This window comes from Methylobacterium sp. GC_Met_2 (assembly GCF_026540795.1).
In the GTDB taxonomy this organism is placed as follows: domain Bacteria; phylum Pseudomonadota; class Alphaproteobacteria; order Rhizobiales; family Beijerinckiaceae; genus Methylobacterium.
The window spans coordinates 25350-37581 of the sequence record NZ_JALNUM010000024.1 but is presented as its reverse complement, the minus strand read 5'-3'; the positions used below and the strand labels follow the sequence as shown (position 1 = coordinate 37581).

At 70.2% G+C, this 12232-nt stretch carries 13 protein-coding genes; 4 read left to right on the top strand and 9 right to left on the bottom strand.

Annotated features, from left to right (window positions below; translation table 11 throughout):
- The first annotated feature begins 339 nt into the window (after positions 1-339).
- Positions 340-489, top strand: a complete 150-nt coding sequence (locus tag OXS49_RS11170) for a hypothetical protein (RefSeq protein WP_267424157.1) — start codon at positions 340-342, stop codon at positions 487-489.
- 153 nt (positions 490-642) lie between these two features.
- Here OXS49_RS11170 and OXS49_RS11165 read toward each other — a convergent pair whose 3' ends face one another.
- On the bottom strand, positions 643-864 hold the full coding sequence (locus OXS49_RS11165) for a heavy-metal-associated domain-containing protein (RefSeq protein ID WP_267424155.1): 222 nt from the start codon (positions 862-864) through the stop codon (positions 643-645).
- 64 nt (positions 865-928) lie between these two features.
- Positions 929-1801 carry a MipA/OmpV family protein gene (locus OXS49_RS11160; protein WP_244005192.1) on the bottom strand — a complete coding sequence of 291 codons (873 nt, stop codon included), beginning with the start codon at positions 1799-1801 and terminating at the stop codon, positions 929-931.
- Between the two features lie 287 nt (positions 1802-2088).
- Between OXS49_RS11160 and OXS49_RS11155 the strand changes: the two genes are divergently transcribed.
- Positions 2089-3549, top strand: a complete 1461-nt coding sequence (locus OXS49_RS11155) for an EAL domain-containing protein (protein WP_267424151.1) — start codon at positions 2089-2091, stop codon at positions 3547-3549.
- A gap of 181 nt (positions 3550-3730) precedes the next feature.
- Here OXS49_RS11155 and OXS49_RS11150 read toward each other — a convergent pair whose 3' ends face one another.
- From OXS49_RS11150 to bla, 5 genes are all read right to left on the bottom strand, one after another.
- Positions 3731-5014 (bottom strand): porin, encoded by a 1284-nt coding sequence (locus tag OXS49_RS11150; RefSeq protein WP_267424149.1) that lies wholly within the window; start codon positions 5012-5014, stop codon positions 3731-3733.
- Between the two features lie 259 nt (positions 5015-5273).
- Positions 5274-6122 (bottom strand): pantoate--beta-alanine ligase, encoded by an 849-nt coding sequence (gene panC, locus OXS49_RS11145; protein ID WP_267424147.1) that lies wholly within the window; start codon positions 6120-6122, stop codon positions 5274-5276.
- A gap of 160 nt (positions 6123-6282) precedes the next feature.
- Complete coding sequence (locus tag OXS49_RS11140) at positions 6283-6642, bottom strand: hypothetical protein (protein ID WP_244005200.1); 360 nt, start codon at positions 6640-6642, stop codon at positions 6283-6285.
- Between the two features lie 74 nt (positions 6643-6716).
- Positions 6717-7205, bottom strand: coding sequence for an aminoacyl-tRNA deacylase (locus OXS49_RS11135; RefSeq protein ID WP_244005202.1), 489 nt, complete (start codon positions 7203-7205; stop codon positions 6717-6719).
- A gap of 21 nt (positions 7206-7226) precedes the next feature.
- Complete coding sequence (gene bla, locus OXS49_RS11130; RefSeq protein ID WP_267424144.1) at positions 7227-8096, bottom strand: class A beta-lactamase; 870 nt, start codon at positions 8094-8096, stop codon at positions 7227-7229.
- Positions 8097-8237: 141 nt separating this feature from the next.
- Between bla and mnmE the strand changes: the two genes are divergently transcribed.
- Complete coding sequence (gene mnmE / locus OXS49_RS11125) at positions 8238-9563, top strand: tRNA uridine-5-carboxymethylaminomethyl(34) synthesis GTPase MnmE (RefSeq protein ID WP_267424142.1); 1326 nt, start codon at positions 8238-8240, stop codon at positions 9561-9563.
- Positions 9564-9577: 14 nt separating this feature from the next.
- Here the strand turns inward: mnmE and OXS49_RS11120 are convergent, their stop codons facing one another.
- Positions 9578-10057 carry a hypothetical protein gene (locus tag OXS49_RS11120; protein WP_244005208.1) on the bottom strand — a complete coding sequence of 160 codons (480 nt, stop codon included), beginning with the start codon at positions 10055-10057 and terminating at the stop codon, positions 9578-9580.
- 84 nt (positions 10058-10141) lie between these two features.
- On the bottom strand, positions 10142-11764 hold the full coding sequence (locus OXS49_RS11115; RefSeq protein WP_267424140.1) for an ABC-F family ATP-binding cassette domain-containing protein: 1623 nt from the start codon (positions 11762-11764) through the stop codon (positions 10142-10144).
- Positions 11765-11949: 185 nt separating this feature from the next.
- Here OXS49_RS11115 and OXS49_RS11110 point away from each other — a divergent pair, with 185 nt between their 5' ends.
- Positions 11950-12213 carry a hypothetical protein gene (locus tag OXS49_RS11110; protein WP_244005213.1) on the top strand — a complete coding sequence of 88 codons (264 nt, stop codon included), beginning with the start codon at positions 11950-11952 and terminating at the stop codon, positions 12211-12213.
- Positions 12214-12232 lie beyond the last annotated feature (19 nt).

The window sequence follows — 12232 nt, the reverse complement described above, 5'->3', positions numbered from 1 at the left end:
AACGATGGCGCCGGGCGTGGTGTCAGCCGGTCTAAAGGCGGGCGGGCGCAACGGTCAACGGGCCGGCGCCGGTTGGCTCCGGCCCACCCAGGCGCCAAACTCCTCGGTGCGGCGCCCGAATACAGTATTTTTGATACTGGCGGGATGCTCTGAAAATGATCAGTATTGATTTACTTTTCATCGGCCGATGAAGAACTGATGAACGCGTCTTGCCAGCCGGATGTTCGCGTGCAAACCTGCCCTGTCCCCGATTCCTAGCTGGGCGTCGGTGTCCGGCAGGCACCCGGGAGACCTCGCTTCGCAGCGTCGCCGTGGTGACGCGCGGTGGGGGAGACAACGATGTCCTCGCTTACGATCGGTCTTGGCGCTGCCTGCTGCGCGGCCGGTGCCGCCGCCCCCTTCCTCGACACCAGCCATCGCAAGGAGGGTGCGTTCGGGCTCGCGGCCTTCGCCCTGCTGTTGACCGGGATGTACCTGAGCCGCGCTTAGCGGTTGATCGCTTCGCAATCCCGGGTTTCCAAAGGGCGTGCCCTTTGGCGGGTGCTCAGGGCGGAGCCCTGAGATCTCCGTCCCTAAGGGGGTTTCCAGGGCTCTGCCCTGGACCCGCGAAAGGTCTCGACCTTTCGAAACCAAGACGGAGGCTCAGCCCGTCATGGCCGTGGCCGTGTAGCCGGCCTTGGTGAGGGCCTCGGCGATCGACAGCGCCTGCACGTCGGTGCGGATCGCCACCCGTCCCGCCGCCCGGTCCACCTGAACTTCGGCCGCGGGGTCGAGGCGCTTCACCGTGCGGGTCACCGCAGCGGCACAGCCGTCGCAGGTCATGCCCTCGACCCGCATCAGCAGGTCGGCGTGCGTCGCATCCATGTGAGCCTCCGTGATCCGTATCGCCGGAATGTCGGAGCCCGGAGCGACCGGTGCAAGCGCGGGCTCAGAACAGCGCCGGCATCCGGAACGCGTAATCGATCCGCAGGCCGAACTGGTACTGGTTCGGGTTGCCGAAGGGCCGGCGCACCAGCGGGCTCGCGCCGGAGGCCCCGAGGATGCGGGTGTAGCCGGCAAAGGCCGAGTAGGCCCACGTCTCGCTCTGCGTGTAGGTCACGCCGCCGAGCACGCCGGCCGAGTAGAAGCTGGCCGGATCGTACGGGGTGACACGGCCGTTGAGCGCGGCCTCGACCGGCGACACCCCAAAATACTTCCGGGCGTAGCTGGCATCGCCCATGTTGAAGCGCGGCCCGATCGAGAACAGGAACTCGTCCACCGGGATCAGGTAGTCGGCCGCCAGGGAGCCCACCGTACCGTGATGCCCGTAGACGCCCTGCCGGGCCTCGACTCGGGTGCGGATGAAGGAGACCGGGTAGAACTCGGCGAACACGCCCGGCTCGACCGCGAAGCGCGCGTCACGGAAGCCGAACAGGTGCCGCCTGTCGTCGCCGTAGTAGCGCCCGGGCACGAATCGCGCAGTCGGACCGATCCGGAAGGTCCCGTTGTCGAAGAGCGACAGGCTGAAGCCGTCGTCCGGCGTCGAGAAGCGGCGCGGCTCGCCGACCTTCCGGATGTCGATCGAGGGATAGAACACCGCCGCGTAGTCGCTGGCCCCGGGGTAGCGCGGGATCGCCTGGATCGAGCCGCTCAGGGTCACGATCCACGTGCTGGGATCGACCATGGTGAAGGTCGGCGTCTGCCGCGGAACATCGGCGGCGAGATCGGCCGCGCGGGACGCGGTCGTGCCGCACGCGGCGAGGAGCGCGCCAACGCCGAGAAGGGCGCGGAGTCGGGATTTACGCGGGGGCACAGACGTCATGGCCACGCTTTATGGCGCGTTTTGCTGACCTGTGCATTTGCAAGGCGCGCAACCCATCCCGGATCGCCACGCAATCAGGCGCGCCGTGACGATTCCGCAACGTTCCAGCGGGCGCGGGCGTCACACCCCACGGAATTAACAGGCTTCCGATCGATGGGCGCCGGCCCACGGCCTTGCCGCGCCGGTCCCTCCGGGCCATTGATCGACGGATTCGATTCGCGCCCGGCGGGGCTTCGCCTGGGACCTTCCCCGGCGACCGGTGCGCGAATCCGGCAGGTGTTCAGACGATGGTCCCGGTCCTCGGCCGGTACGCGGGGCTGTTGACGGCTACCCTTCTCGGGCTCGTCGTGTTCGGGCCGCTCGCCGTGTTCCTGCCGCTCTGGAGTGCCCTGACGCTCGGCGCCGTGTCGGCCGCGGCGTCCGGCCTCGCCCTCACCCGCATCAAGGCCCTGACGGCACGCTGCGAGAAACTGTCGGGCGAAGTCGATCTCCTGTCCCGGCGCCTGCTCAAGGTCGAGACCACCGCGGTCAAGCCGGCGCCTGACTCCGGCGAGGCGGCACTGCGGGCCCAGATCGAGGAGCTGACCGTCGAGTTCGGCCTCCTCTCGGGCATCGTGCGCGACCTCACCACGGTGGTCAGCACGCAGGACGTCGAGATCGCGGGTCTCAATGCCCGGCCCGCACCGGCGCCTCCTGCGCCACCCCTTCCCGCGCCGGCTCCGCGGGAGCCCATCCCCGCGGCCGCTCCGCCCCCCGCGGCCGCTCCGCCCCAGGCGGTGGCCACAGCACGGCGGCCAGCGGTCTTCGAGCCGCCTGCCGTCCAGCCGCCTGCTCCCGAACCGCCGGCCTCGGTGCCGGTCCCGCCGCGACCGATCCCGCCCCGTCCGATCCCGCCGCGGCCGGTGCGGGACCCGGCGAGCGAGGCCGAGATCATCCGGGCCTTCGAGCAGGACGGGTTGGAAATCCACCTGCAGCCGGTGGTCAGTCTGCCCCAGCGCAAGGTCGTGGCCTACGAGGCGCTGGCGCGCCTGCGGATCGGCGATCCAGGCGCCGCGGCTCCGGCCGAGCCGGAGACCTTCCTGCCGGTGCTGGAGCGCTATGGCCGCACCACCGAACTCGACCGCCGCATGCTGCAGCGGGCCGCCCTGGTGGTGCGGCACCTCGCCCGCCGCGGCAGCGACACCCTGCTGACCTACGCGCTTTCGCCGCTCTCGCTGTTCGAGCCCGGCCTGCTGCGCGAACTGGGCCGCGCGGTGGCGGAGGATCCGTCCCTGGCCGGTCTGGTGATCGCCCTGCCGCAGGCGAGCTGGCGGGGCCTCGATGCCGGCCAGCGCGGCCTCCTGATGCCGCTCCGCGGACGGATCGGCTTCAGCCTCGACCGGCCGGACGACCTGCGCTTCGACGCGGTGGATCTCGCCGCCCTCGGCATCGGCCAGGTCCGGGTGCCGGCCGCGATGCTGCTGCGGCCGCAGGCGATTCCGGGCAGCCTGTCGGACCTCGCGGTCGAGGATACGGGGCCGGCCCTGGCGCGGGTCGGGATCCGTCTCGTCGCCACGGGCATCACCGACGAGGCCGACATCCCCGACCTGATCGACCTCGACGTGCCCTTCGCGCAGGGTACGGCCTTCGCGGCGCCGCGCCCGGTGCGGACCGAGGTCCTGACCGCGCCACCCGAGACCCCGGAGCCGCCCACCGAGCCAGGCCCCGAGCGCCGGCCCTTCCGCTCGGTCCTGCGCCGGGCCGTCTGAGCGCGTTCTCCATCGCAACGTCAGGGTTTCGAAAGGGCAAGCCCTTTCGCGGCACCAGGGCAGAGCCCTGGTGCCGGACGTGGTCCGGTGCCGGACGTGGTCCGGTGCCGGGCGAAGCCCGAGCGTCAGGGGCTCCGCGCCCGAACCCCGCCAAAGGGCGGAGCCCTTTGGAAACCCGGACTTACCACGAGATCTGCAGGCGCCCGACCACGGTGTCGACCGAGAACGGCGCGCGCCCGAACGTGTCCGCCTGGGCCTCGCCCGGTCGCACGCGTCCGCGGACGTAGTTGGCGATCAGACGGAGATTGGGCTCGGGATACCAGCTCAGGCCGAGGGTCACGTCCTGCTCCAGCCCGCCGCGGAAGCCCCGGGCGTCGAAGTCGATGGCACTGTAGCGCGCCGCCAGCTCAAACACGCCGATCCCGCCTCGGGAGACCCGCTGGCCGTCCGCCACGGTGACACCCTTGAAGGTCGCGTAGGTGGTGCCCCCCTGGGGCGTGAGCGCGTAGCCGCGCCCCTCGCCGTTCAGCACCCAGGCGGCCTCCACGTAGCCACCCTGGAAGCCGAGACCAGCGGCGGGCCTCCCGGGGCCGCTGAACGGCTGAAGCTCCGCCCGGATGTACTCGGCCTGGAGCAGGACCGGGCCCCGGCGATAGGCGAACTCGGCCCCCAACCGGGTGACACGCGCGGCATCCGGAAGGTCACCGGTATCCACCAGCTGGCGCTCGAACAGGGCCGCGCCCGCCGGGGCCGAGAAGCCGAAGGCGCCGTCGCTCCGGGACCGGCTGCGGTAGCTCGCCGCCAGCCCGAGATGCAGGGTCTCGCGCTCCTCCAGGATCGGCGCGTAAGTGGCGCGGGCCGCCACCGCCACCCCGTCGCCGGAGATGCCATTGCTGGCGGCGTTGCCGAACACGCCGGCCACCGCGGTCCAGGCCTGCCCGTTCCGCCCGACCGCGACGCCGAACCGGCGCTCCGGCACCAGGGCGTTGGCCCCGGAGCGCTCGACGAACAGGGTGTCGTTGTTGCTCTGCAGCCATTCCAGGCTGAGCGGCACCTTCATGTTGCCGAGCGTCACGATCGTGTCCGGCAGCCCCTTCCAGGCCACGAAGGCGTCGTTGATCGGCACCACCGGGTCGCTGAAATCGTACTGGAAGGCGATCACCCAATCCCGGCCGATCGTGAGCGTCGGCTCGATCCACGAACGGCGCACCACGAAATTGTCGGGGAAGGCCTCGGGCCCCTCGGGCCGGCTGAAGCGCGCCCCACCGGCATCGAGATGGAGCCGTCCGCCGATCTGCAGGGTGATGTCCGGCTCGGGAAAGGTGAGGCTCAGGCCCTTCTCGTCGTAGCGCAGGCGCTCGCCGTAGGGTCCCGCCATGCCCTCGATGGCATCGCCGGCGCAGGCAGGGGCCGCGCAGGCAAGGGTGGTGGCCAGGAAGGTCGAGGCCGGGCGTGCTCTGATCACGCCACGAGCAGAGAGCAGGTCAGCTTGGCGCCGCCAATATCATGGGGTTGGATGGCGCGAGAAATCCAACCGGGGTGTCTCGGCGGCCACGGGGTGCGGCGGCGGAGCTCATCGTGGCCGAGCAGCGAAACCCGGTCGACTCTAAAGGAATCATCCGTTTGACGGGTGCTTAGGGCAGAGCCCCGAGAGGGTTTTCGGGGCTCCGCCCTGGACCCGCAAAAGGTCTCGACCTTTCGAAACCATGACGCGATGACGAGGCTCAGACCGCGAGATTATCGATCAGCCGCGTCCGTCCCAGGTAGGCCGCCGCGAGGACGCGGGCCGGCCCCTCGACCCGCTCGACCGGCACCAGGGTCCGGGCATCGCAGATCGTGAGATACTGGACCCGGAAGCCTGCTACCTCCAGGGCCGCCCGTCCGGCGGCGATCCGCCCGGCGACCCCGGTGCCGTTGCGGGAGGCGAAGGCGATGTCGGACAGCACGGCGTGGAGTTTCGGGGCGATGGCGCGCTCCTCGGGCGACAGGTAGCGGTTGCGCGACGACAGGGCGAGGCCGTCGGGCTCACGCAGGGTCGGGACGCCACGGATCTCGACCCCCATGTCCAGATCGGACACCGCCTGCTGGATCACCCGGAGCTGCTGAAAATCCTTCTCGCCGAACAGGGCCGTGTCGGGCCGGACCTGATTCAGAAGCTTGGTCACCACCGTGGCGACCCCGGCGAAGTGGCCGGGCCGGAACGGGCCGCACAGCCCCTCGGACAGACCCGCGACCTCGATCCGCGTGGCGAAGCCCGGCGGGTACATGGTCTCGACCGCGGGCGTCCAGGCGGCGTCGGCCCCCGCCTCGCCCAGCAGGGCGAGATCGGCCTCGAGGTCGCGCGGATAGCGCGAGAAATCCTCGCTGGGGCCGAACTGGGTCGGATTCACGAAGATGCTGACCACCGCGCGGTCACCGGCCCGCCGGGCCTCCGCCACCAGGGCGAGGTGTCCCCGGTGCAGGGCACCCATGGTCGGGACCAGGACGATCCGCTCGCCCGCCGCACGCCATCGGGCCACGCACTGGCGCAGGGCTGCCGGATCGCTGAAGCGCTGGGGAACCGAATCGGGCACGGCACGGGCTCCAGAGGGGCGGGACCGCCCGTCTCAGAAGGTTTCGCAAGAGTGGCCGCCGGTCTTGCGATGAAAACCTGCGACCGGCCAAGGACCTGAGCGGAAGATGCGTCGGCGTGCCAACGCAGCTCTGCTTAGAGCATGATGTCGGGGAGGGGAATTAGCGACAGTAGGGCAGCAGGGAGCGGCCGAAGGGATCATCGACGCCGAGCGGTGGCGTGAACCCGTAATAGCTCGGATGGGCCAGCCCATATTCGGAGCCGACATAGCTCGGATCGTCCGGGGCGTTGGTGGGGACGGGCGCCCGCCGCGGCGTGCAGCCGACCGGCACCGCACGGGTGCGCAGGGCATAAACCGGCGGACGGTCGATCCCATCGCTGCGTGGGAAGAAGCGGAGGCGGGCGGTGACCTCCGCCGCCCCGTAGGCGCCTCGGACGTCGAGATCCGCGGCTGCGCCGGGGCCGGCGAGCAACAAGGCGAATCCAAGCGCCATCGTCCCCCTGCGCCCGATCATCCGCATTCAATCCCCAACGCCATCGCGAGCCGGCAGCGTGGTGAAGCAAGGTAAACGGTCGATTACCCGATGGGCAGACATCAGGTCAGCGGCACGACCAGCGCCTGCAGCACCACGACGAGATCCCCCTCGGTCAGCCGGATCTGCAGGCCCCGTCCGCCCCCGTTGACGTGGATCTCGGCACCCGGATCCCCGAGGGAACCGGAATCGATCGCGGTCGGGAATGCGCGCTTCTGGCCGAGCGGGCTGATGCCACCGACATGATACCCGGTCAGCCGCTCGGCATCAGCGGGCTTGAGCATCCCGGCGACCTTGCCCGAGAAGGCGGTCGCCACCCGCTTCATCGAGACCTCCCGGTCGGAGGCAACCAGCAGGCAGACCGGGCGCCGATCGACCGCTGCCATCAGGGTCTTCAGCACGCGGCCGGGCGGGACGCCCAGCGCTTCCGCGGCCTGGAGGCCGATGCGCGTTGCATCGGGATCGTAGTCGTAGGCGTGGAGGCTGTAGCGCAGGCCGGCCTTATCGAGGGCCTGGGTCGCCCGGGTGGTCTTCGGGGCTGATTTGGCCATGACGGTTTCGTGGACTTGGCCTCACGCGGCGACGATCCGCGCAGCGATGAGCTGGCCGATCTCGGCATGGACCGAATCGACCGCTTCGGCGGGCAGGGTGGAGCCGGTGATGTACACGGCCACGGTCACGGGCGCACGGCCCGGCGGCCGCAGGATCGCCACGTCGTTGAACGTGCCGTTGTCGCCGGTGCCGGTCTTGTCGCCGACAGTCCAGTCCTTCGGCAGCCCCGCCCGGAGCCGCTTGAACCCGGTCTGGCTTCCGACCATCCAGTCCTCCAGCCGGGCGCGCGACGGCGGCGCCAGGACGGTGCCGAGGAGGATCCGGCCGAGGGTCGCGCGCATCGACTCCGGTGTGGTGGTGTCGCGGGGATCGCCGGGGATCGCGGTGTTCAGCGTCGGCTCGTCGCGATCGAGACGGGTGACGGGGTCGCCGGTGTTCCGCAGCCAAGCGGTCAGGCCCTCCGGCCCACCGAGGCGTGCGAGGAGGAGGTTGGCCGCCGTGTTGTCGCTCCATTCGAGCGCGGCGGCGCAGAGTTCGGCCACCGAGAGCCGGCCGGCGCCGCCCTGCGTCTCCAGGGCCTTCCGGGTCACGGGCGCGTAGCTCAGGAGAGCGTCCGCCCGATACGACACCGGCGCATCGAGTTGCTCGGATCCGGCATCGATTCGTGCCAGCACCGCAGCCGCGGCCAGGACCTTGAAGGTGCTGCACATCGGGAAACGCGCGTCCGCCCGGTGTTGGAGTAGGATGCGGTCCGCCGATCCGGCCGCGACGCCGATCCTGCCGCCCATACGCCGCTCAAGCGCTTCAAGGTCCGGTTCGGCCGCCGCCATCGCGGGCTGCATCGGCAGGAGCAGCGACGCGGCGAGCAAGGTGCGGCGTGTGGGATGCATCCTGGCCTCCATCGCGGTTCGACGGGTCTGCATGAAGCGGGATCGGCCCAGCCACCGGATGGGGTATAGGGTCTTGGGCTGTTTCACGTGAAACACGCACGGATGACATGAAGAAGGCGAAGCTTGCGCGTCGCGGCTGCCATGACCGAAACCGAAACGCTCTTCGCCCCGGCCAGCGGCTTCGGCCGGGCGGCCGTCGCAGTGATCCGCCTCAGCGGACCAGGGGCTCGAACCGTGCTCACCGATCTGTGCGGAGCCTTGCCGGCGCCACGCAGGCTCTCGCTGCGGACGCTCCGGAATCCCGATGACGGGACTGAGCTCGACCGGGCACTCGTGGTCTGGCTCCCGGGCCCGAACACCTACAGCGGCGACGACATGGCCGAGTTGCACCTCCATGGCGGGCCAGCGGTGCGAATGGGCGTGCTCGCCGTCCTGGCCCGGATGCCGGGATGCCGTGCAGCCGGGCCGGGCGCCTTCACGCGACGCGCGGTCCTCAACGGCCGGATGGATCTGGCCGAGGCCGAAGCCGTCGCCGACCTGATCGACGCGGAAACCGAGGGCCAGAGGCGGCAGGCCCTGCGCCAGCTCGACGGGGCCCTCAGCCGACAGGTCGCGGCGTGGCGCGCCGAGGCGATCGATTGCCTCGCCGCCGCCGAGGCGGCCCTGGATTTCGCCGACGAGGGCGACGTGGACGAGGCCGGGCTCGATGCCACGCTGCTCGGTCGGGCCACCACCCTGCGCGACCAGATCGCCGCAATCCTGCGGGACGGGCACCGGGGCGAGCGGCTGCGGGACGGGTTCACCGTGGTGCTGGCGGGTGCGCCCAATGCCGGGAAGTCGACGTTGCTCAACGCCCTGAGCCGGCGGGACGTCGCGATCGTGTCGGACACGCCCGGCACCACGCGCGACGCGATCGAGGTGCGGCTGGATCTGGCCGGCCTGCCGGTGCTGCTGGTGGATACGGCGGGTCTGCGCGAGACGGCCGAGCCCGTCGAGGCCGAGGGGATCCGGCGGACCCGCGCGCGGATCGAGACCGCCGATCTCGTGCTGGCCCTCGTACCGCCCGGCGGAACGGAACCTGACCTCGCTGACACCACCGATCAGGTCCTGACGGTGCACACCAAGACCGATCTATTAGCCGGCTTTCAAAATCCGCGATCGGACGGCGTTCTGTGGGTTTCCGCCCAGACGGGTGATGGGCTCGATACCCTCCTCGACGCCATCCAGGCGCAGGCCGAGGCCGGCTTGGGGCAGGGCGACGCGCTGATCACCCGGGCGCGCCATCGGGCCGCCTTTGAAGCCTGTACAGCCCATCTCGATCGCCTGATCGCTGGGTCCGACGGCCAGCCGGAACTCGTCGCCGAGGATCTCCGCCTCGCCGTCCGGGCGCTGGGCGAGGTCGCCGGCCATGTCGGGGTCGAGGATGTGCTCGATCGATTATTTGCCGGCTTTTGTATCGGCAAATAGCGGTTGCGTCGCGACTAGCTCGGGATGCGCAGGATCCGCGGACGCCAGATCCCGAGGGCGACGTTGGCAGCCGAGATCGCGAGCAGGACCCACAGCGTCCCACGCTCGCCGGGGAGCGAGACCGCCAAAGCCGCCGGATCGAGCAGGCCGGCCAGCGCCCGTGCGCTCTGTGCGGCCTCCTGCTTCATCGGACCCTGAACGTAGACCAGCCCGCCCTCGAACATCAGGACGCCGGTGGCGAGCTTCAGCCACGCCCAGCCTGCGTTGAGGTAGGCCCGGTTCACCGCCATGGCGATCAGGCCCGACATCAGCGTCACGGCGAGCGAGGGCAGGAACACCCAGGTGGCGACTGCGCCCATCGCGCCGCGCATCGCCGCGTAGCCGGGCAGGGCGCTCGGAGGTGGGGTCAGCGCCAGCATGACCACCAGGGACGCCAGCGCCCCGAGCAGCCCGGCCGAGCCCATCGTGTGGAGGAATTTCAGCAGGCGTCGCACGGCGTCCCGGATCCGGCCGTTTCGCGAAAGCCTAACCGGGGTTGTCCCGCGACGTAAGCGGCGCAGCCGTCGCAGGCTGGCCCATCAGCTCCGCAGGCCCGGCGCCTCCTGGCCGGTGCGGGCCACGTACTCGGTGTAGCCGCCGCCATACTGGTGGATGCCCTCCGGCGTCACCTCCAGCACCCGGTTCGACAGCGCCGCCAGGAAGTGCCGGTCGTGGGAGACGAACAGCATCGTCCCCTCGTAATTGCCGAGCGCCGTGATCAGCATCTCCTTGGTGCCCATGTCGAGGTGGTTGGTCGGCTCGTCGAGCACCAGAAAATTCGGCGGGTCGTAGAGCATCAGCGCCATGACCAGCCGGGCCTTCTCGCCGCCCGACAGCACCCGGCAGCGCTTCTCGACATCGTCGCCCGAGAAGCCGAAGCAGCCGGCGAGCGCCCGCAGCGAGCCCTGGCCGGCCTGCGGAAAGGCCTCCTCCAAGGTCTCGAACACGGTGCGGTCGCCGTCGAGGAGGTCCATGGCGTGCTGGGCGAAGTAGCCGAGCTTGACGCTGCCGCCGATCGTGACCGCCCCGTCGTCGGGCGCGGTGGTGCCGGTCACGAGCTTCAGGAGCGTCGACTTGCCGGCGCCGTTGATGCCCATCACGCACCAGCGCTCGCGGCGGCGCACCGAGAAGTCGAGCCCCTCGTAGATGGTGCGGCTGCCGTAGCGCTTATGCACGCCTTTGAGCATCACGACGTCGTCGCCCGAGCGGGGCGCCGGCTGGAACTCGAACGCCACCGATTGCCGCCGCCGGGGCGGCTCGACCCGCTCGATCTTGTCGAGCTTCTTCACCCGGCTCTGCACCTGAGCGGCGTGGGAGGCCCGGGCCTTGAAGCGCTCGATGAAGGCGATCTCCTTGGCGAGCATCGCCTGCTGGCGCTCGAACTGCGCCTGCTGCTGCGCCTCGTTGAGCTTCCGCTGACCCTCGTAGAACGCGTAATCGCCCGAGAAGGTGGTGAGCGCGCCGCCGTCGATCTCGATCACCTTGTTGACGATGCGGTTCATGAACTCGCGGTCGTGCGAGGTCATCAGCAGAGCGCCGTCATAGGCTTTGAGGAACGATTCGAGCCAGATCAGGCTCTCGAGGTCGAGGTGGTTCGACGGCTCGTCGAGGAGCATCACGTCCGGGCGCATCAGCAGGATGCGGGCGAGCGCCACGCGCATCTTCCAGCCGCCCGAGAGGGCGCCGACATCGCCGTCCATCATCTCCTGGTTGAAGCTCAGGCCGTCCAGCACCTCCCGGGCCCGGCCCTCCAGGGCGTAGCCGTCGAGTTCCTCGAACCGGGCCTGGACCTCGCCGTAGCGCTCGACCAGGGCGTCCATCTCGTCGGCCCGGTCCGGATCGGCCAAAGCCGCGCCGATCTCGGCCAGCTCGGCCGCGACCGTGCTCACCGGCCCGGCCCCGTCCATCACCTCGGTGACGACGCTGCGGCCGGACATCTCGCCGACATCCTGGCTGAAATACCCGATCGTGATGCCCCGGTCGGCCGAGACCTGGCCTTCGTCGGGCTGCTCCTCGCCGATGATCATCCGGAACAGGGTGGTCTTGCCCGCCCCGTTCGGCCCGACGAGCCCGACCTTCTCGCCGCGCTGCAGGGCGGCCGAGGCCTCGATGAACACGAGCTGCCGCCCGTTCTGCTTGGTGATCTTGTCCAGGCGTATCATGGCGGTGGGCGCTGTCCGGCGGAATGCCCTGGCGCTTACGGCATCCGCCTGGGCGGCGCAAAGCGTGATGTCGCAGTGCGGGATAACGCTTGCACCCCATGCAGACCTGGGCGCATGCCGGGACCCGGAACCAGGCTCGACCGTTGCCCTGTGCAACAGTTGCCACGGGCAACATGAGGAACGCGATGCTGTTCGGTTGGTGGAAGACGGGCATGGACATGGCCATGCTGGGCCTGGAGGCGCAGGGGGTGATCGCTCAGCGCATGGTGATGTTCGCCCTCGGCGGTCCGGCCGCCCAGGCCGAGGCGCAACTGATGGTAACCGAGAAGGTCATGGCCGCCGGCGAGGCCGCCATGATGCTCGCCACAGGGGCCTCGAACGGCAAGGTGATCCGCAGCTACCGACGGAAGGTCCAGGCCAATGCAAGGCGACTGAGCCGACCAGCCTAACCCGAAGCCCACATCGTCA

What these genes read in the sequence shown, in the direction of transcription:
- OXS49_RS11170 (WP_267424157.1), top strand. Translation starts at nt 340, where the DNA reads ATGTCCTCGCTTACGATCGGTCTTGGCGCTGCCTGCTGCGCGGCCGGT.
- OXS49_RS11165 (WP_267424155.1), bottom strand. Translation starts at nt 864, where the DNA reads ATGGATGCGACGCACGCCGACCTGCTGATGCGGGTCGAGGGCATGACC.
- OXS49_RS11160 (WP_244005192.1), bottom strand. Translation starts at nt 1,801, where the DNA reads ATGACGTCTGTGCCCCCGCGTAAATCCCGACTCCGCGCCCTTCTCGGC.
- OXS49_RS11155 (WP_267424151.1), top strand. Translation starts at nt 2,089, where the DNA reads ATGGTCCCGGTCCTCGGCCGGTACGCGGGGCTGTTGACGGCTACCCTT.
- OXS49_RS11140 (WP_244005200.1), bottom strand. Translation starts at nt 6,642, where the DNA reads ATGCGGATGATCGGGCGCAGGGGGACGATGGCGCTTGGATTCGCCTTG.
- OXS49_RS11135 (WP_244005202.1), bottom strand. Translation starts at nt 7,205, where the DNA reads ATGGCCAAATCAGCCCCGAAGACCACCCGGGCGACCCAGGCCCTCGAT.
- bla (WP_267424144.1), bottom strand. Translation starts at nt 8,096, where the DNA reads ATGCATCCCACACGCCGCACCTTGCTCGCCGCGTCGCTGCTCCTGCCG.
- mnmE (WP_267424142.1), top strand. Translation starts at nt 8,238, where the DNA reads ATGACCGAAACCGAAACGCTCTTCGCCCCGGCCAGCGGCTTCGGCCGG.
- OXS49_RS11115 (WP_267424140.1), bottom strand. Translation starts at nt 11,764, where the DNA reads ATGATACGCCTGGACAAGATCACCAAGCAGAACGGGCGGCAGCTCGTG.
- OXS49_RS11110 (WP_244005213.1), top strand. Translation starts at nt 11,950, where the DNA reads ATGCTGTTCGGTTGGTGGAAGACGGGCATGGACATGGCCATGCTGGGC.